Source organism: Actinomadura sp. NPDC048955 (genome assembly GCF_040649435.1).
In the GTDB taxonomy this organism is placed as follows: domain Bacteria; phylum Actinomycetota; class Actinomycetes; order Streptosporangiales; family Streptosporangiaceae; genus Spirillospora; species Spirillospora luteofluorescens.
Window position 1 is genome coordinate 18545 of sequence record NZ_JBEZJI010000059.1, and the last position, 17947, is coordinate 36491.

At 76.4% G+C, this 17947-nt stretch carries 15 protein-coding genes and 1 riboswitch; of the genes, 10 read left to right on the forward strand and 5 right to left on the reverse strand.

Features of this window, described 5'->3' with window-relative positions:
• Positions 1-7: 7 nt before the first annotated feature.
• Genes AB0C84_RS36880 through AB0C84_RS36900 form a run of 5 tightly spaced genes read left to right on the forward strand, consistent with a single transcriptional unit; the run spans position 8 to position 5370 of the window.
• Positions 8-796 carry a CbtA family protein gene (locus AB0C84_RS36880; protein ID WP_361075271.1) on the forward strand — a complete coding sequence of 263 codons (789 nt, stop codon included), beginning with the start codon at positions 8-10 and terminating at the stop codon, positions 794-796.
• A complete protein-coding gene (locus tag AB0C84_RS36885; protein ID WP_361075273.1) occupies positions 771-1352 on the forward strand; it encodes a histidine phosphatase family protein in 582 nt (193 codons plus the stop codon). Before AB0C84_RS36880 ends, AB0C84_RS36885 begins: the two co-directional genes overlap by 26 nt.
• Positions 1349-3439: a VWA domain-containing protein gene (locus tag AB0C84_RS36890; RefSeq protein WP_361075275.1), complete on the forward strand. Its 2091-nt coding sequence runs from the start codon at positions 1349-1351 to the stop codon at positions 3437-3439. Before AB0C84_RS36885 ends, AB0C84_RS36890 begins: the two co-directional genes overlap by 4 nt.
• Complete coding sequence (gene cobO, locus AB0C84_RS36895) at positions 3440-4042, forward strand: cob(I)yrinic acid a,c-diamide adenosyltransferase (RefSeq protein WP_361075277.1); 603 nt, start codon at positions 3440-3442, stop codon at positions 4040-4042.
• Positions 4039-5370 carry a cobyrinate a,c-diamide synthase gene (locus AB0C84_RS36900; protein WP_361075320.1) on the forward strand — a complete coding sequence of 444 codons (1332 nt, stop codon included), beginning with the start codon at positions 4039-4041 and terminating at the stop codon, positions 5368-5370. Before cobO ends, AB0C84_RS36900 begins: the two co-directional genes overlap by 4 nt.
• Here AB0C84_RS36900 and cobN read toward each other — a convergent pair.
• The gene (gene cobN, locus AB0C84_RS36905; protein WP_361075279.1) at positions 5325-8921 is read right to left on the reverse strand and encodes a cobaltochelatase subunit CobN; all 3597 of its coding nucleotides are present in this window, start codon (positions 8919-8921) and stop codon (positions 5325-5327) included. The genes AB0C84_RS36900 and cobN overlap by 46 nt on opposite strands.
• Positions 8922-8952: 31 nt before the next feature.
• A riboswitch (cobalamin riboswitch) is annotated at positions 8953-9124 on the reverse strand.
• 45 nt (positions 9125-9169) lie between these two features.
• On the opposite strand from cobN, the gene AB0C84_RS36910 reads away from it, so the two are divergent.
• The 3 genes from AB0C84_RS36910 to AB0C84_RS36920 are packed head-to-tail and all read left to right on the forward strand — an operon-like array spanning position 9170 to position 12368.
• Positions 9170-10264 (forward strand): precorrin-3B synthase, encoded by a 1095-nt coding sequence (locus tag AB0C84_RS36910; protein WP_361075281.1) that lies wholly within the window; start codon positions 9170-9172, stop codon positions 10262-10264.
• Positions 10261-10881 carry a precorrin-8X methylmutase gene (locus AB0C84_RS36915; protein ID WP_258943164.1) on the forward strand — a complete coding sequence of 207 codons (621 nt, stop codon included), beginning with the start codon at positions 10261-10263 and terminating at the stop codon, positions 10879-10881. Before AB0C84_RS36910 ends, AB0C84_RS36915 begins: the two co-directional genes overlap by 4 nt.
• Positions 10881-12368, forward strand: coding sequence for a precorrin-2 C(20)-methyltransferase (locus AB0C84_RS36920; protein ID WP_361075283.1), 1488 nt, complete (start codon positions 10881-10883; stop codon positions 12366-12368). Before AB0C84_RS36915 ends, AB0C84_RS36920 begins: the two co-directional genes overlap by 1 nt.
• On the opposite strand, the gene AB0C84_RS36925 is transcribed toward AB0C84_RS36920, so the two are convergent.
• The 3 genes from AB0C84_RS36925 to cbiE are packed head-to-tail and all read right to left on the reverse strand — an operon-like array spanning position 12359 to position 15035.
• Positions 12359-13081: a cobalt-precorrin-6A reductase gene (locus AB0C84_RS36925; protein ID WP_361075285.1), complete on the reverse strand. Its 723-nt coding sequence runs from the start codon at positions 13079-13081 to the stop codon at positions 12359-12361. The genes AB0C84_RS36920 and AB0C84_RS36925 overlap by 10 nt on opposite strands.
• On the reverse strand, positions 13066-13821 hold the full coding sequence (gene cobM, locus AB0C84_RS36930; protein WP_361075287.1) for a precorrin-4 C(11)-methyltransferase: 756 nt from the start codon (positions 13819-13821) through the stop codon (positions 13066-13068). Before cobM ends, AB0C84_RS36925 begins: the two co-directional genes overlap by 16 nt.
• Positions 13818-15035, reverse strand: a complete 1218-nt coding sequence (gene cbiE / locus AB0C84_RS36935; protein WP_361075289.1) for a precorrin-6y C5,15-methyltransferase (decarboxylating) subunit CbiE — start codon at positions 15033-15035, stop codon at positions 13818-13820. Before cbiE ends, cobM begins: the two co-directional genes overlap by 4 nt.
• Before the next feature lie 60 nt (positions 15036-15095).
• Here cbiE and cobF point away from each other — a divergent pair, with 60 nt between their 5' ends.
• Positions 15096-15845 (forward strand): precorrin-6A synthase (deacetylating), encoded by a 750-nt coding sequence (gene cobF, locus AB0C84_RS36940; protein ID WP_361075291.1) that lies wholly within the window; start codon positions 15096-15098, stop codon positions 15843-15845.
• A 21-nt stretch (positions 15846-15866) separates the two neighbouring features.
• On the opposite strand, the gene AB0C84_RS36945 is transcribed toward cobF, so the two are convergent.
• Complete coding sequence (locus AB0C84_RS36945) at positions 15867-17318, reverse strand: MFS transporter (RefSeq protein ID WP_361075293.1); 1452 nt, start codon at positions 17316-17318, stop codon at positions 15867-15869.
• A gap of 157 nt (positions 17319-17475) precedes the next feature.
• Here AB0C84_RS36945 and AB0C84_RS36950 point away from each other — a divergent pair, with 157 nt between their 5' ends.
• Positions 17476-17928: a MarR family transcriptional regulator gene (locus tag AB0C84_RS36950; protein WP_258943158.1), complete on the forward strand. Its 453-nt coding sequence runs from the start codon at positions 17476-17478 to the stop codon at positions 17926-17928.
• The last annotated feature ends 19 nt before the right edge of the window (positions 17929-17947 follow it).

The following is a 17947-nucleotide window of genomic DNA, read 5'->3' on the forward strand; positions in this document are numbered from 1 at the left end:
CCGCCGCATGGTGCGCACCCTGCTGGTCAGGGGCCTTCTTCTGGGCCTGCTGGCCGGTCTCGTCGCGGGCGTCTTCTCCTTCGCGGTCGGCGAACCCCGCATCGACGACGCGATCGCCCTGGAGAACGCCGCCGCCGCCGCGCCCGGGCACGGCGCGGCGGCCGAGCCCGAGTCCGCAACACACGGGCACGAGTCCGGAACACACGAACAGGAGACCGGAAAGCACGAGCACGGCGAGGAGGTGAGCCGCGGCACGCAGAAGGCCGGGCTCTTCCTCGCCACGGGTCTGTACGGCCTCGCGGTGGGCGGCGTGTTCGCGCTGGCCTTCGCGGGGCTGCGGGGGCGCGTCGGGCCGCGCTCGGACGCCGCGCTCGCGCTCGCCGCCGCCGGGACGGCCTTCGCCGCCGTCATCGTCGTGCCGTTCCTGAAGTATCCGGCGAACCCGCCCGCGGTGGGCGACCCGGAGACGATCAACACCCGCACCCTGCTGTACCTGGCGATGATCGGGGTCGGGCTGCTGTCCACCGCCATCGCGGTGACCACGGCGCGCAGCGTGCGCGGCGGGCCGTGGGCGCGGTGGCCGGCGGCCGTGCTGGCGTTCGTCGTGCCGGTGGCGGTGGCGTCCCTGCTGCTGCCCACCGTCGACGAGGTGCCGGACGGGTTCCCCGCCACGCTGCTGTGGCAGTTCCGCATCACCTCGCTCGGGACGCAGCTGGTGTTCTGGGCGTCCTTCGGAACCCTGTTCGGGTGGTTCTGCGACCGGGCCGCCCGTGCCCCGGCCCCGGCCCCGGCATGAGCGGGCCGCCCTGACCGGAGTGCTGTTCGTCCGGCACGCGACGTCGGCGGGGATGCGGCAGGCCCGCTTCCCCGCCGATCCCGCCGCCGACCCGTCCGGCCTGGCGAGGGCGAGGGCCCTGGCCGGGGCACTGCCGGACGGGGCGGCGTGGACGTCGCCCGCCCGCGCCGCCCGGGAGACCTGCGCCGCGCTCGGCCTCGACGCCCGCCCGGCCGCGGCGCTCGCCGAGGCCGACCACGGCTCCTGGGCGGGCCTGCGCCTCGCCGACGCCGAACCGGACGCGCTGGCCGCCTGGCTGGCGGACCCGGACGCCGCGCCCCACGGCGGGGAGAGCCGGTCCGCGCTCGCGGCGCGGGTCGCGGCGTGGCTCGGCGGCGGCCCGGCCGGCGTCGCCGTCTGCGACGCGGGCGTGATCCGGGCGGCGCTCGCCCACGCGCTCGGCCTCGGGGTCCTCGCGGCCGACCGGATCGATCTCGCGCCGCTGTCCACCACGAGGCTCGCCGCCGCCGGGAGCGGCTGGCGGGTCGCCCATGTCAACCGGAAGGTCCAGGTGTGAACGTCGCCTATCCGTTCAGCGCCGTCGTCGGGCTGGACGACCTGAAGCTGGCGCTGCTGCTCAACGCCGTCTCGCCGCGGGTCGGGGGTGTGCTGGTGCGCGGCGAGAAGGGCACCGCCAAGTCGACGATCGTGCGCGCCCTGGCCGCGCAGCTCCCCGCCGTGGACACGGTGCCGGGCTGCCGGTTCGCCTGCGACCCGGCGGCGCCCGACCCGTCCTGCCCGGACGGTCCGCACGAACCGGGCGGGCCGGCGGTGCGGCGGCCGTCCGCGCTGGTGGAGCTGCCGGTGGGGGCCTCGGAGGACCGGCTCGCCGGGTCGCTGGACGTCGAGCGCGCCCTGACCGAGGGCGTCAAGGCGTTCGAGCCGGGGCTGCTCGCGGCGGCCCACCGCGGCGTCCTGTACGTGGACGAGGTCAACCTCCTGCACGACCATCTGGTGGACCTCCTGCTGGACGCCGCCGCGCTCGGCACCTGCTACGTGGAGCGCGAGTCGGTGTCGGTGCGGCACGCCGCGCGGTTCCTGCTGGTCGGGACGATGAACCCCGAGGAGGGCGAGCTGCGCCCCCAGCTCCTCGACCGCTTCGGGCTGACGGTCGAGGTGCGGGCGACGCGGGACCCGAGGGAGCGGGCCGAGGTCGTGCGGCGGCGGCTGGCGTTCGAGGCCGGCCCCGCCGCGTTCGCCGCGCGCTGGGAGGACGCCGAGGCCGAGCTGGCGGAGCGCATCTCGGCCGCGCGGGAGAGGCTCGCCGACGTCGGGCTGCCGGACGCGCGGCTGGAGCAGATCGCAGCCGTGTGCGCGGGCTTCGAGGTCGACGGGCTGCGCGCCGACCTGGTCACGGCGAACGCCGCGCTCGCGCACGCCGCGTGGCGGGGACACGACGAGGTGACGGACGAGGACGTGCGCGCGGCGGCCCGGCTGTCGCTGCCGCACCGGCGCAGGCGGGACCCGTTCGACGCCCCCGGCCTGGACGAGTCCCTGCTCGACGAGCTGCTCGACAGTACGTCCCCCAGCGACGATCCTCCCCCGGACGGCGGGGGCGGCGGGAAGCCCCCGTCCCAGCGGCACGACGGCGGGCAGGGCCCGGCCCCGTCCCCGGACGCGGGCCCCGGGCAGAGCGCGGGCCCGGAGCAAGGCGCAGGCCCCGACCAGGGCGCGGCCTCGGAATGGGACGCGGGCTCGGAACGGGACGCGGGCTCGGAGCGAGACGCGGGCCCTGAGCAGGGCGGAGGCCCCGAGCAGGGCGCGGGCCTGGAGCAGGACGGGCGGCCCGGGGGCGGGGGGCGGGTCGCGTCGGTCGGCGTGCCGCACGCCGTGCCGCTGCTGGAGGTGCCGGGCGTCGGCGAGGGCGCCGCGGGACGGCGGTCGCGCTCGCGGACGGCGCGGGGCCGGGTCACCGGTGCGCGGCGCCCGGCCGCGAAGGTCCGCGACCCCCACGTGGTGGCGACGCTGCTGGCCGCCGCGCCGCGGCAGCGGGCGCGGGGCCGGTCCGGCGCCGGTCTCGTGCTGCGCCCCGACGACCTGCGGGAGGCGGTCCGCGAGGGCCGCGAGGGGAACCTGGTGCTGTTCGTCGTGGACGCGAGCGGCTCGATGGCCGCGCGCCGGCGCATGACGACGGTGAAGACGGCCGTCCTCAGTCTGCTGCTGGACGCCTACCAGCGCCGCGACAAGGTCGGCCTGGTCACCTTCCGCGGGCGGACCGCCGAGCTCGTCCTGCCGCCGACGTCGTCGGTCGAGGCGGGCGCGGCGCGGCTGCGGTCCCTGCCGACCGGGGGCCGCACGCCGCTGGCGGCCGGGCTCTCGCGCGCGGCGGAGGTGCTGCGCGCCGAGCGGCTGCGCGACCCGGCGCGGCGCCCGCTGCTCGTGGTCGTCACCGACGGGCGGGCGACCGCCGGAGGCGACGTGGACCGGGCCGCCGGGCTGCTGGCCGGTACCGCCGGGATCGTCGTGGACTGCGAGGACGGCCCGGTCCGGCTCGGCCTCGCGGGGCGGCTCGCGGTCCGGCTCGGGGCGCGGCTCGTCCCGCTCGGCGACCTCGACGGAATCGTCCGCGCCCACCGCGGACACGACGGTGGAAAGGCGGCCTAGATGCCCCAGGGAAAGCCCGTCTCCGTCCCTGACGACGGCCTCACCACGCGGCAGCGCCGCAACCGGCCCCTGCTGATCGTTCACACCGGCCCCGGGAAGGGGAAGTCGACGGCGGCGTTCGGGATGGCGCTGCGGGCGTGGAACCAGGGCTGGCCGGTCGGGGTGTTCCAGTTCGTGAAGTCGGCGAAGTGGCGGATCGGCGAGGAGCGGGCGCTGCGCGTGCTCGGGGAGAGCGGCGAGGGCGGTCCGGTCGCCTGGCACAAGATGGGCGAGGGCTGGTCGTGGATCCAGCGCCCCGGCAGCGAGGAGGACCACGCGGCCGACGCCCGCGAGGGCTGGGCGCAGATCAAGCGGGACCTGGCCGCCGAGACGTACCGTTTCTATGTGCTCGACGAGTTCACCTATCCGCTCAAGTGGGGCTGGCTCGACCTGGACGACGTGGTCGGGACCCTCACCGCGCGTCCCGGGAGCCAGCACGTCGTCGTCACCGGCCGCGACGCGCCCGGCCCGCTGGTCGAGGCCGCCGACCTGGTGACGGAGATGGGCAAGGTCCGGCATCCGATGGACGCCGGGCAGAAGGGCCAGCGGGGCATCGAGTGGTGATCCCCCGGCTCGTGGTCGCGGCGCCCGCGTCCGGCACCGGCAAGACGACCGTGGCGACCGGCCTGATCGCGGCGCTGCGGGCGCGCGGCCGCGCCGTGTCGCCGCACAAGGTCGGTCCCGACTACATCGACCCCGGCTACCACGCGCTCGCGGCGGGGCGACCCGGCCGCAACCTCGACCCGTGGCTCACCGGCGAGGAACGGGTGGCGCCGCTGTTCCTGCACGGCGCCGAAGGCTGCGACGTGGCGGTGGTCGAAGGCGTCATGGGCCTGTTCGACGGGCGCGGCGACACGGGGTTCGCGTCCACGGCGCACGTCGCGCGACTGCTCTCGGCGCCGGTCGTGCTGGTCGTGGACGCCGCGCGGCAGAGCCGGTCGGTGGCGGCGCTCGTGCACGGCTTCGCGACGTTCGAGCCGGGGGTGCGGATCGGCGGCGTCGTCCTCAACCGGGTCGGCTCGGAGCGGCACGAGGAGCTGTGCCGGGGCGCGCTGGAGGCGACGGGCGTGCCGGTGCTCGGCGCGATCCGGCGGGACGACGCGGTCGTCACCCCGGCCCGCCACCTCGGGCTGATCCCGGCGGCCGAGCGGGGCGCGGAGGCCGTCCGGGCGGTGGAGCGGCTCGGCGCGCTGGTGGAGCGGTCCTGCGACGTGGACGCCCTGCTGCGCCTGGCGGGCACCGCTCCCCCGATGCCGGGGCCCGCATGGGACCCGTCCGAGCAGGTCGCGGCGGTCGAGGGCGGCCCGGTCGTCGCGGTCGCGGGCGGGGCGGCGTTCACCTTCTCCTATGCCGAGCACGTGGAGCTGCTGCGCGCGGCGGGCGCCGACGTGGCCGTCTTCGACCCGCTGCGGGACGAGGCCCTGCCGGACGGGACGGGCGCGCTCGTCATCGGCGGCGGCTTCCCCGAGGTCCATGCCGCCGAGCTGGCCGCCAACGCGCCGATGCTCGCCGAGGTCGCGGCGTTCCCCGGTCCGATCGCCGCGGAGTGCGCCGGTCTCCTCTACCTGTGCGAGGAACTCGACGGCCGGGCGATGTGCGGGCGGGTGCCGGGACGCGCGCGGATGACGTCCCGGCTGACGCTCGGCTACCGGGAGGCGGTGGCGGTGGCCGAGTCGCCGCTGACCCGTCCGGGCGAGCGGTTCCGCGGCCACGAGTTCCACCGGACGGAGCTGGAGACGCAGGCCAGGCCGCTGTTCCGGTGGCGGGACGGCCGCGACGGGTACGGCGACGACCGGATCACCGCCTCCTACCTGCACCTGCACTGGGCGGGGTTCCCGGAGGCGGCTCAGCGGCTGGTGTCGTCCTCCAGGTCGCCCTCCGTCTTGAGGTAGACCTCCTGGAGGCCCTGGAGGACCGCCGGGTCGGGGTGCTCCCACATGCCGCGCTCGGCCGCCTCCAGCAGGCGCTCGGCGATGCCGTGCAGCGCCCACGGGTTCGACTCCGCCATGAACGCGCGGTTCTCCTCGTCCAGGACGTAGGCGGCGGTGAGCCGGTCGTACATCCAGTCCGCCATGACGCCGGTGGTGGCGTCGTAGCCGAACAGGTAGTCCACGGTCGCGGCCAGCTCGAACGCGCCCTTGTAGCCGTGCCGGCGCATGGCGGCCAGCCACTGCGGGTTCACGACGCGGGCCCGGAAGATCCGCGCGGTCTCCTCCGAGAGGGTGCGGGTGCGCACGGCGTCCGGGCGGGTGCTGTCGCCGACGTAGGCCTCGGGGGCCTTCCCGGTCAGCGCGCGGACGGTGGCGATCATGCCGCCGTGGTACTGGAAGTAGTCGTCGGAGTCGGCGATGTCGTGCTCGCGGGTGTCGACGTTCTTGGCGGCGACGGCGATCCGCCGGTAGGCGCTCTCCATGTCGGCGCGGGCGGGCACCCCGTCGAGGTCGCGGCCGTAGGCGTGGCCGCCCCACACCGCGTACACCTCGGCGAGGTCGGCGTCGTCGCGCCAGTTGCGGCTGTCGATGAGCGGCAGCAGCCCGGCCCCGTAGGCGCCGGGAGCGGACCCGAACACGCGCAGGGTGGCGCGGCGCTCGTCGCCGTGCCGCTCCCGGTCGGCCCGCACGTGGGCGCGGACGTGGTTGTCGGCGTCCGGCTCGTCCAGCCCGGCGACGAGCCGGACGGCGTCGTCCAGCATGGCGACGACGTGCGGGAACGCGTCCCGGAAGAAGCCGCTGATGCGGACGGTGACGTCGATGCGCGGCCGGCCCAGTTCGGCGAGCGGGACCGGCTCCAGCGCCGTGACGCGGCGGGACGCCTCGTCCCAGGCCGGGCGGACGCCGAGCAGCGCGAGGACCTCGGCCACGTCGTCGCCCGCCGTGCGCATCGCGCTCGTCCCCCACACCGACAGCCCGACCGAGCGCGGCCACTCCCCGTGGTCGGCGCGGTAGCGCTCCAGGAGCGAGTCGGCCATCGCCTGCCCGGTCTCCCAGGCGAGGCGGCTCGGGACGGCGCGCGGGTCGACCGAGTAGAAGTTGCGGCCGGTCGGCAGGACGTTGACGAGGCCGCGCAGCGGCGACCCGCTCGGGCCCGCCGGGACGTAGCCGCCGTCCAGGGCGTGCAGGACGTGGTCGAGCTCGTCGGTCGTGCGGGCCAGGCGCGGGACGATCTCGGCGGCCGCGAACTCCAGGACCCGCGTCACGGCGTCGCGGCGCTCCGCCGGCACGTCCCGGGCGGCGTCCCGGGCCGCGTCCACGGTCCAGCCGGCGTCCTCCATGGCCTGGACGAGGGAACGGGCGGCGGCCTCGGCGGCGTCGACGTCGGCGAGCGCCTCGCCGCCGGCCTCGCTGAGCCCGAGCGCCTCCCGCAGGCCCGGCAGCGTCTCGCGACCCGACCACATCTGGCGGGCGCGGAGCATGGCCAGCACCAGGTCGACGCGGACCTGGCCGGTGGGCGCCTGGCCGAGGACGTGCAGGCCGTCGCGGATCTGCGCATCCTTCACCTCGCACAGCCAGCCGTCGACGTGCAGGAGGAAGTCGTCGAACTCGGTGTCGTGCGGGCGGTCGTCCAGGCCGAGGTCGTGGTCGAGCTTGGCGGCCTGGATGAGCGTCCAGATCTGGGCGCGGATCGCTGGCAGCTTCGCCGGGTCCATCGCGGCGATCGTCGCGTGCTCGTCGAGGAGCTGTTCGAGGCGGGCGATGTCGCCGTAGGTCTCGGCGCGGGCCATCGGCGGGACCATGTGGTCGACGAGGACGGCGTGCGCGCGGCGCTTGGCCTGCGTGCCCTCGCCGGGGTCGTTGACGAGGAACGGGTAGACCAGCGGGACGTCGCCTAGCGCCGCGTCGGTGCCGCACGACGCCGACATGCCCGCCGCCTTGCCGGGCAGCCACTCCAGGTTGCCGTGCTTGCCGACGTGGACGATCGCGTGCGCGCCGAACTCGTCCGACAGCCACCGGTAGGCGGCCAGGTAGTGGTGGCTGGGCGGCAGGTCGGGGTCGTGGTAGATCGCGATGGGGTTCTGGCCGAAGCCGCGCGGCGGCTGCACCATGACGACGAGGTTGCCGGCGCGCAGGGCGGCGAGGACGATGTCGCCGTCCTGGACGAACAGCTCCCCGGGCGGCGGGCCCCAGTGCCGCTCCATCCCCTCGCGCAGGCCGGCGGGCAGGGTGCGGTACCAGCGCTCGTAGGACGCGGCGGAGATGCGGACGGGGTTGCCCGCGAGCTGCTCCTCGGTGAGCCAGTCCTCGTCCTGCCCGCCCGCCGCGATGAGCGCGTGGACGAGGGCGTCGCCGTCCTGCCCGTCGACGCCGGGGAAGCCCTCCCCCAGGTCGTAGCCCGCGTCGCGGAGCCGGGCCAGCAGCCGGACGGTGCTCGCCGGGGTGTCGAGGCCGACGGCGTTGCCGACGCGGGCGTGCTTGGTCGGGTACGCCGACAGCATCACGACGAGGCGGCGGGCGGCGGCCGGGGTGTGGCGGAGCCGGCCGTGCCGGACGGCGATCCCGGCGACCCGCGCGGCGCGCTCGGGGTCGGCGGCGTAGACGGTGAGCCCGTCCTCGTCGATCTCCTTGAACGAGAACGGGACCGTGATGATCCGCCCGTCGAACTCGGGGATCGCGACCTGCGACGCCGCGTCCAGCGGCGACAGCCCGTCGTCGCTGCCCTCCCACTCCGACCGGCTCGTGGTGAGGCAGAGGCCCTGCAGGATCGGGACGTCCAGCGCGGCGAGCGCGCCCACGTCCCAGGCCTCGTCGTCGCCGCCCGCCCCGGCCGTCGCGGGCCGCGACCCGCCCGCCGCGAGCACCGTCACCACCAGGGCGTCCGCCTGGCGGAGCGTGTCCAGCAGGTCGGGCTCGGCGGTGCGGAGCGACGAGCAGAACACCGGCATGGCGCGCCCGCCCGCGTCCTCCACGGCCGTGCACAGCGCCTCGACGAACGCGGTGTTGCCCGCCATGTGGTGGGCGCGGTAGTAGAGCACGCCGACCACGGGTCCGCCGCCGTCGCGGGCGGCGCGGTCGAGCCGCCCCCAGGCCGGCGCCGGCGCCGGCGGGGCGAAGCCGCGCCCGGTCAGCAGCACGGTGTCGGACAGGAACGCGTGCAGCTCGGCGAGGTTGGCGGGACCGCCGTGCGCGAGGTAGGCGTGCGCCTCGGCGCACACCCCGCCGCTGACCGTGGACAGCTCCATCAGCTCGGCGTCGGGGGCCTGCTCGCCGCCGAGGACGACGACCGGCCGGGGGCCCGCGAGCAGCGCGCCGAGCCCGTCCTCCCAGGCGCGCCGGCCGCCGAGCAGCCGCACCACGACGAGGTCGGCGCCGTCGGTCAGCTCGGGCAGGTCGCGGGCGGTGAGCCGCGCGGGGTTGCCGAGCCGGTAGGCGGCGCCGGATGCGCGGGCGCTCAGCAGATCGGTGTCGGACGTCGACAGCAACAGGACCGTGCGGCTGTGCTCGGGCACGGCGCATCCTCCCCCTGGGGTCCTCGCCCCGGTCGCGGGTCATCGCGACGGCAGGAGTTCCTGGCTCCCGGATCGACGCTCGCCCCGGCCTTCCCGTCCTCGCGGACAGTGGCCTACAGCGGGGTTCGCTCCCCGGTCACAGTGGCGGGACCGCGCCGGATTCGCACCGGCTTCCTCCCATTGCCATCGCCTGAGCAGAAGAGTACGGCAGCGCGGTCGCCCTGCAAACTGTGGTTAACATCCTCCCCGTGCCGAATGTCAGAGCCCGTCCCGACGCGTGCCCCGGGGCGCTGCGCACCCACGACGCCGCCGACGGGCCGCTGGCGCGCGTCCGCGTCCCGGGCGGCGCGGTGTCGTCCGCGCAGCTCGCGGTGCTCGGCGCCGCCGCACGCGAACTGGGCCGGGACGTGATCGAACTCACGTCCCGCGGCAACCTCCAGGTGCGCGGCGTCCGCGACCCGGCGGCCCTCGCGGCCCGGTTGGCCGCCGCGGGGCTGCTGCCGTCGGCGACCCACGAGCGGGTGCGCAACATCGTCGCGTCCCCGCTCGGCGGGCGCGGCCCGCACGGCGCCCTCGCCACGGATCCGCTGGTCACGGCGCTGGACGAGGCGCTGTGCGGCCGTCCGGAGCTGGCCCGGCTGCCGGGGCGGTTCCTGTTCGCGCTCGACGACGGCACCGGCGACACGGCCGCGCTGAACGCCGACGCGGCCCTCGCACCCGGCGGCCTTCGGCTGGCCGGGACGCGGCTCGGGCCCGTCCCCGGCGATCCCGTCGCGGCCCTGCTCGCGGCGGCGGAGGCGTTCCTGGAGATCCGGGGCGACGCCTGGCGGCTCGCGGAGGTCCCGGACGGCGCGCGGCTCGTCGCCGAGCGGCTGGGCGCGGCCGTGGGAGAGACGCCGCCGCGCCCGGATCCCGCGCCGCCGCACGCCGGGATCGTCGCGCAGCGGGACGGGCGCGCCGCGCTGGAGGCCGTGGCCCCGCTCGGCCGGCTGTCCGGCGCGCAGGCCGAGGCGCTCGCCGCAGTCGCGGACGAGGTGCGGGTGACGCCCTGGCGCAGCGTCGTGCTGCGGGACCTGGACCGCGGCGAGGCGCGGCGCACTGCGGCGGCGCTCGCGGCGGCGGGCTTCGCGGCCGACCCCGCGTCGCCCTGGGTCGGCGTGACGGCCTGCACCGGGAGCCCCGGATGCGCGAAGTCGCGCGGCGACGTGCAGGGCGAGGCGCGGCGCTTCGTCGCCGGGCTCGGCCGCGCGCCCGAGACCCCCGTCCACTGGACGGGATGCGAGCGGCGCTGCGGGATGCCCCGCGGCCCGGTCGAGCTGAGGACGGCGGAGGGACAGCAGTGATCGATTACGTCCGGGACGGCGCCGAGATCTACCGGCGGTCGTTCGCGACGATCCGCGCGGAGGCCGACCTGGCGGGACTGCCGGACGACGTGGCGCGGGTCGCGGTCCGCATGATCCACGCCTGCGGCATGACCGACCTCGTGGAGGATCTGGCCTGGTCGCCGGGGGTGGTGGCGCGGGCTCGGGCGGCGCTGCTGGCGGGCGCGCCGGTGCTGTGCGACGCGCGGATGGTCGCCTCCGGCGTGACCCGCGCGCGGCTGCCCGCCGGCAACGAGGTCGTGTGCACCCTGGGCGACCCGGAAGTGCCCGGGCTGGCCGAGCGGCTCGGCACCACGCGCAGCGCGGCGGCGCTGGAGCTGTGGCGCGACCGGCTCGGCGGCGCGGTCGTCGCGATCGGCAACGCGCCGACCGCGCTGTTCCGGCTGCTGGAGCTGGTGGAGGAGGGCGCGCCGCGCCCGGCGGCGGTCCTCGGGATCCCGGTCGGGTTCATCGGGGCGGCCGAGTCCAAGGAGGCGCTCGCCGCGAGCGGCCTGGACCATCTGGTGGTGCGCGGGCGGCGCGGCGGCAGCGCGATGACGGCGGCGGCGGTCAACGCCGTCGCCAGTGAGGCGGAGTGATGGCGGGACGGCTGTTCGGCGTGGGCGTCGGGCCCGGCGACCCGGAGCTGGTCACGGTGAAGGCGGCGCGGCTGATCGGCGAGGCGGACGTGGTGGCCTTCCACTGCGCGCGGCACGGCCGCAGCATCGCCCGGGCGATCGCCGGACCGTACCTGCGGGACGGGCGGATCGAGGAGCAGCTCGTCTACCCGGTGACGACCGAGACGACCGACCATCCGGGCGGGTACCCGGGGGCGCTGGAGGAGTTCTACGCCGACTGCGCCGCCCGGCTCGCCGCGCACCTCGACGCGGGGCGGACGGTCGTGGTGCTGAGCGAGGGCGATCCGCTGTTCTACGGGTCGTACATGCACCTGCACAAGCGGCTCGCGCCGCACTACCCGGCCGAGGTGGTGCCGGGCGTGACGTCGCTCAGCGCGGCGTCGGCGGCGGCGGGCCGTCCGCTGGTGGAGCGGGAGGAGACGCTGACCGTCCTGCCGGGGACGCTGCCCGGCGAGCAGCTGGCCGAGCGGCTGCGCACCGCGGACGCGGCGGCCGTCCTCAAGCTCGGCCGGACGTTCCCCAAGGTCAGGCAGGCCTTCGAGGACGCGGGGCGGCTCGGCGACGGCTGGTACGTGGAGCGGGCCGCCACCGACCGGCAGCGCGTCCTGCCGCTCGCCGCCGTCGACCCGGCGGACGTGCCCTACATGTCGCTCGCGCTGCTGACGAGCCCGGCGGAGCGCTCGTTCGCGGCGCCTCCCCCGGCGCGGCCGGAGGGGACCGGCGGGGTGTGGGTCGTCGGGCTCGGGCCGGCGGGGCGGCCGTGGCTGACCCCGGAGGCGCAGGACGTCCTGGCGTCCGCGACCGACCTCGTCGGCTACGGCCCCTACCTGGACCGGGTGCCGCCGAACCCGAGGCAGCGGCGGCACGGGTCCGGCAACCGGGTGGAGGCCGACCGGGCCCGGCACGCGCTGGAACTCGCGCGCGACGGGGCCCGCGTCGCCGTCGTGTCCTCCGGCGATCCCGGCGTGTTCGCGATGGCGACGGCCGTGCTGGAGGCCGCGGCCGGAGACGAGTTCGCGGACGTGCCGGTGCAGGTCGTTCCGGGGCTGACGGCGGCGCAGGCCGTCGCCGCCCGGGCGGGCGCGCCCCTCGGGCACGACTTCTGCGTCCTGTCGCTGTCGGACATCCTCAAGCCGTGGGACGTGGTGGAGCGGCGGCTCGCCGCCGCGGCCGAGGCCGACCTGGTCCTGGCCCTCTACAACCCCTCGTCGACCCGGCGCAGGCACCAGCTCCCGGCGGCGCGCGACCTGCTGCTCAAGCACCGCTCCCCCGAGACGCCGGTGGTGGTCGGGCGGGACGTCGGCGGGCCGGAGGAGAGCGTGACGGTGACGACGCTCGGCGAGCTGGACCCCGAGCGGGTCGACATGCGCTGCCTGCTCATCGTCGGGTCGTCCGCCACCCGCGTGACCGGGCGGGGCGTGGTCTTCACCCCGCGCCGCTACCCCTGAGCCCAGGCCGCCGCGGCCGCCACGTCGCCGGTCGCCTGGACGCCCTCGGGGAGGGCCGGGCGGTCGACCATCACGACCGGCAGCCCGTCCTCGCGGGCGGCGGTGAGCTTCGCGCGGGTCATCGCGCCGCCGCTGTCCTTGGTGACGAGGACGTCCAGCCGGTGCTCGCGGATCAGGGCGCGCTCGCCGTCCACGGTGTAGGGGCCGCGCGCCAGCAGGACGCGCACGTTGGGCGGGACGGGCGGCTCCGGCGGGTCCACCGACCGGGCCAGGAACCACACGCCGGCCCGCGCGGCGAACACCGGGATGGAGCGGCGGCCGGTCGTGAGGAACGCGCGGGCGCCGTCCGGCAGCGCGGCGGCGGCGTCCGGCAGGGACGGGACGCGCCGCCAGTCGTCGCCGTCATCCTCGTCCCACCCGGGGCGGCGCAGCGCGAGCAGCGGCACGCCCGTCAGCCGCGACGCGCGCTCGGCGGAGGCGCTCATCCGCTCCGCGAACGGGTGCGTCGCGTCGACGAGGCGGTCGATCCGGTGCTCGCGCAGCCACGCGGCGAGCCCTTCGGCGCCGCCGAACCCGCCGATGTGGACCTCGCCCGCGGGCAGGCGCGGATCGGACACCCTCCCGGCGAGCGAGGAGACGACGTGCACGCCGGTCAAGCGGGCCGCGAGGGCGCGGGCCTCCGCCGTCCCGCCGAGGATCAGGACGCGCCGCACGCCCGGTCCCGCCCGGCGCTGTAGAGGTGGCTGTCGGGGAACGCCGACGCGGTGAGGACGCGCCCGACGACGATCACCGCCGTGCGCCGCACCCCGGCCTCGCGGACCAGGGCGGCGATGCCGCCGAGGGTGCCGCGCAGGATCAGCTCGTCCTCGCGGCTGGCGCGGGCGACGACGGCGACCGGGCAGTCCGCGCCGTAGCGGGGCAGCAGCTCGCCGGCGACCTCCTCGATGCGCTGGACCGCCAGGTGCAGCACCATCGTGGCGCCGCTCGCGCCGAGGGTCGCGAGGTCCTCGCCGTCCGGCATCGGGGTGGCGCGCACGGCCGTCCGGGTCAGGATCACGGTCTGGCCGACGCCGGGGACGGTCAGCTCCCGCCCGAGCGAGGCCGCCGCCGCCGCGAACGCCGGGACGCCGGGGACGACCTCGTACGGCACGCCCTCCGCGTCGAGGCGGCGCATCTGCTCGGCGACCGCGCTGAACACCGACGGGTCGCCGGAGTGCAGCCGCGCGACGTCCAGGCCGCCGCGGTGGGCGGCCGTCAGCTCGGCGACGATCCCGTCCAGCGTCATGTTCGCGGTGTCGACGACCCGGGCGCCGGGCGGGCACGCCTCCAGCAGCTCGGCCGGCACCAGCGACCCCGCGTACAGGCAGACCGGCGCGGACTCCAGGACCCGCAGGCCGCGCACGGTGATGAGGTCGGCGGCGCCGGGGCCCGCGCCGACGAAGTACACCGTCACGGGGCGTCCTTGCGGACCGTCCAGATCGTGACGGGCATCGCCGGGCGCCAGGCCGTGAACCCGCCCAGCGGCCCGGCGCGCTCGACGCCGACACGGACCAGCTCACCGCCGAGCAGCCGGCGCCCCTCGACCACCCTGGCCTCCGATTCGAGGGTCACGGCGTTGGCGACCAGGCGTCCGCCCGGCTTGAGGGCGTCCCAGCAGCGGTCCAGCAGCCCGGCGTCGGTGATCCCGCCGCCGATGAAGACCGCGTCCGGCTCGGGCAGGCCGTCCAGCGCGTCCGGAGCCTCGCCCTTCACGACCTGCAGTCGCGGCACGCCCAGCGCGGCCGCGTTGGCGCCGATCCGCTCGGCCCGGCGGAGGTTGCTCTCGATCGCGACGGCCTCGCAGGCGGGGTGCGCCCGCGCCCACTCGATCGCCACGCTGCCGGAGCCGGCGCCGACGTCCCAGAGCAGCTCGCCGGGCAGCGGGGCAAGGCGCGACAGCGTCACCGCGCGGACCTCGCTCTTGGTGATCTGCCCGTCGTGCTCGAAGGCGTCGTCGCGGAGCCCGGGGGTGCGGGGCAGCGGCGCCGCGTCCGGGCCGGGCACGCACTCGACGGCGGTGAGGGTCAGCGCGGACGCGGCGGGCTCGGTCCACTCCTGCGCGACGCCGTGCCTGATCGTCTCCTCGGCCGAGCCCAGGTCGCACAGGGCGGTCATCCGGCTCGGGCCGAAGCCGCGGCCCGACAGCACCGCGGCGACGATGATCGGAGCCTCCCGTCCGGCGCCGAGCACGACGAGCCGCCGGCCGGGGGCGACAGCCGCGTTCAGCGCCGCGGCGGGACGGCCCACGATGCTGAGGACGTCGACCCGGTCCAGCGGCCAGCCGAGCCGGGCGCACGCGAGCGACGCCGACGACGGGTGGGGCAGCACGCGGAGCCGGTCGGCGCCGAGCATCCCGGCGAGGGTGGAGCCGATCCCGTGGAACATGGGGTCGCCGCTCGCCAGCACGGCGATCGCGCGCCCCTCGTGCCGTTCGATCAGCCCCGGCAGCGCGGGGAGCAGGGGCGACGGCCAGGCGACCCGCTCGCGGTCGGCGCCGGGGACGAGGTCGAGCTGCCTGCGGTTGCCGAACAGGACCTCCGCCGTCCGCAGTGCCTCGCGCGACTCCTCCGCGAGCCCGTCCCACCCGTCGGCGCCGATTCCCACGACGGTGATGACACGCGCGTCCACTGGCCTCCTCGGTCGAACGGGACATAAAGCCTATAGGAGCGCTCTGGCACACTTGGCGCCGTGAAGCGGCTTCTGATCATCGGCATCGGCGCGGGGGACCCCGACCACCTCACGTTCCAGGCGGCCAAGGCGATCGCCGCCGCCGACGTCTTCCTCGTCGTCGACAAGGGAGGGGCCAAGCACGACCTGGCCGGGCTGCGGCACGACCTCATCGCGGCGCACGGCCGGCCCCCGTACCGGATCGTGGAGGCCCCCGACCCCGACCGCGACCGCGACGCCGCCGCCTACACCGCCGCCGTCGAGGACTGGCGGTCGCGGCGCGCACGGATCTACGAGTCGTTCGTCACCGGCGAGCTCGCCGACGGGCAGACCGGCGCGATCCTCGTCTGGGGCGACCCCGGCGTCTACGACAGCACCCTCGCGGCGCTGGAGGAGGTCGGCGCCGAGTTCGAGTGCGAGGTGATCCCGGGCATCAGCAGCGTCTCGGCGCTCACCGCGCGGCACGGCGTCGGGCTCACGCGGGTGGGGCGCCCCGTCCACGTCACCACCGGCCGCCGTCTCGCCGCCGAGGGCCCCACCGCCGACGACGTCCTCGTCATGCTGGACGCGCACTGCGCGTTCACCGAGGCGGGCGACGGCTACCACATCTACTGGGGCGCCTACCTGGGCACGCCCGACGAGATCCTCGTCTCCGGCCCGGTCGCGGAGGTGGCCGAGCGGATCCGCGCCGTGCGCGCCGAGGCCCGCGCCCGCAAGGGGTGGATCATGGACACCTACCTCCTGCGGCGCGAGCCCCCGGCACGTCCCTGACCGGCACGTCCCTGACCGGGGTCAGGCCTTGAACGCGGCGCGCTCCTCAGCCGGGGCGGCCTGCTCGGCCCCGGCGGTGACCGGGCGCCCGCGCCCGGGGATGGCCAGCGCGATGGCCCCGGCGAGCAGCGCCACGCCGCAGCCGATCAGCAGGCCCGCGCGGAAGCCGTCCTCGGACGGCAGCACGTGCCCGCCGAGGTCGATGGTCAGCTGGGACAGCACGACCCCGACCACGGCCGCCGACACCGAGGTGCCGACCGAGCGCATCAGCGTGTTGAAGCTGTTGGCCGAGGCGGTCTCCGACCGCGGCACCGCGCCCATGATGAGGGCGGGCATCGCGCCGTAGGCGAGGCCGACGCCCATGCCGCAGATCGCCGTGACGACCATCAGGCCCCACGCGGCGCCGATGAGCAGCGTGGACGACCCGTACCCGAGAGCGATCACCAGGCTCCCGGCGACCAGGGTGACCTTGGGCCCGCGGGCGGCCGACAGCCGCGCGCCGAGCGGGGACACCGCCATCATCAGCAGGCCGGACGGCACCATCCACAGGCCGGCGGCCACCATCGACTGGCCCAGCCCGTACCCGGTCGCCTTCGGCAGCTGCAGCAGCTGCGGCACGATCAGCGACTGGGCGTACATCGAGAACCCGATCACGACCGAGGCCGCGTTGGTGAGCAGCACCTGGGTGCGCGCGGTGACGCGCAGGTCGACCAGCGGCTCGCGGGTCCGCAGCTCCCACCAGCCCCACGCCAGCAGCACGACGACCGTGGCGGTGAACAGCCCGATGGTCGTGCCGCTCGCCCAGCCCCAGTCGGCGCCCTTGGAGACGCCGAGCAGCAGGCACACGAGGCCGATGCCGAGGCCGACCGCTCCCACGGCGTCGAAGCGGCCCCGGGCCTGGACGGGCGTGGCCGGCACCAGCAGGTAGATCAGCGTGGCGACGAGCGCGCTCATCGCGGCCGAGCCCCAGAACAGCACCCGCCAGCTCATGTTGTCCGCGATGACGGCCGCGAGCGGCAGGCCGAACGCCCCGCCGATGCCCATGGACGAGCTCAGCAGCGCGATCGAGGACCCCAGCCGCTCGGGCGGCAGCAGGTCGCGCAGCGCGCTGATGCCGAGCGGGATCATGCCCATGCCGACGCCCTGCAGGCCCCGGCCGACGACCATCGGGACCAGCGAGCCGGCCAACGCGCAGATCACCGACCCGGTGATGAGCGGCACCATGCAGACCAGCAGCATCCGCCGCTTGCCGTACAGGTCGCCGAGCCGCCCGATCATCGGCATCGCGACCGCGGAGGCCAGCAGCGTCGAGGTGATCACCCAGGTCGCGTTGGAGGCCGTGGTGTGCAGCAGCCGCGGCAGCTCGGCGATCAGCGGCACCACGAGGGTCTGCATGAACGCGGCGACGATGCCGCCCACGGCGAGAACGCCGACGATCCCGCCGGGTCGGACGGCGGGCGCGGACTCGTCCACGTGACATCCCTTCTGTCGGGTCGAGGAACTTGTGCACCATACATACGTTATGGTCGATGCACAACTTATGTACGATGCACATCCCTGTGGTAGTCATGGGGTGCGAGCATCCAGGCAGGAGCGACCCGGGCGGACCGCGTCCGGGAGAAGGACCGGCATGCACAAGCCCACGGATCTGATCGAGTACGAGACCATGCTGCTCGGGCGGCACAGCCTGGCCACCCGGCGCTCCCGGCGCGAGGGCGGCCTGCTGGAGCGCAGCGCCTACATCCTGCTGAGCCGCATCCGCATCGAGGGCCCCATGTCGATCCGGCAGCTCAGCGAGGCCTTCGACCTGGACCCCTCGACGCTGAACCGGCAGACCTCGGCCATGCTGCGCGACGGCCTCGTCGAGCGCATCCCCGACCCGGCCGGCGGCATCGCCCGCAAGTTCCGCATCACGGGCGAGGGCGAGCGCCGCCTCGACAGCGAGCGCGACCAGATCACCGCCGGCATCGACAAGATCATGGCGGACTGGACGGCGGAGGACGTCGAGGCCTTCGCCTCCTTCCTCCAGCGCTTCAACACCGACATCGAGCGCCTCGCCGGGAGCCCCTGGCCCCGCCCCTGACCGGGCGCCCCGGCCCTGA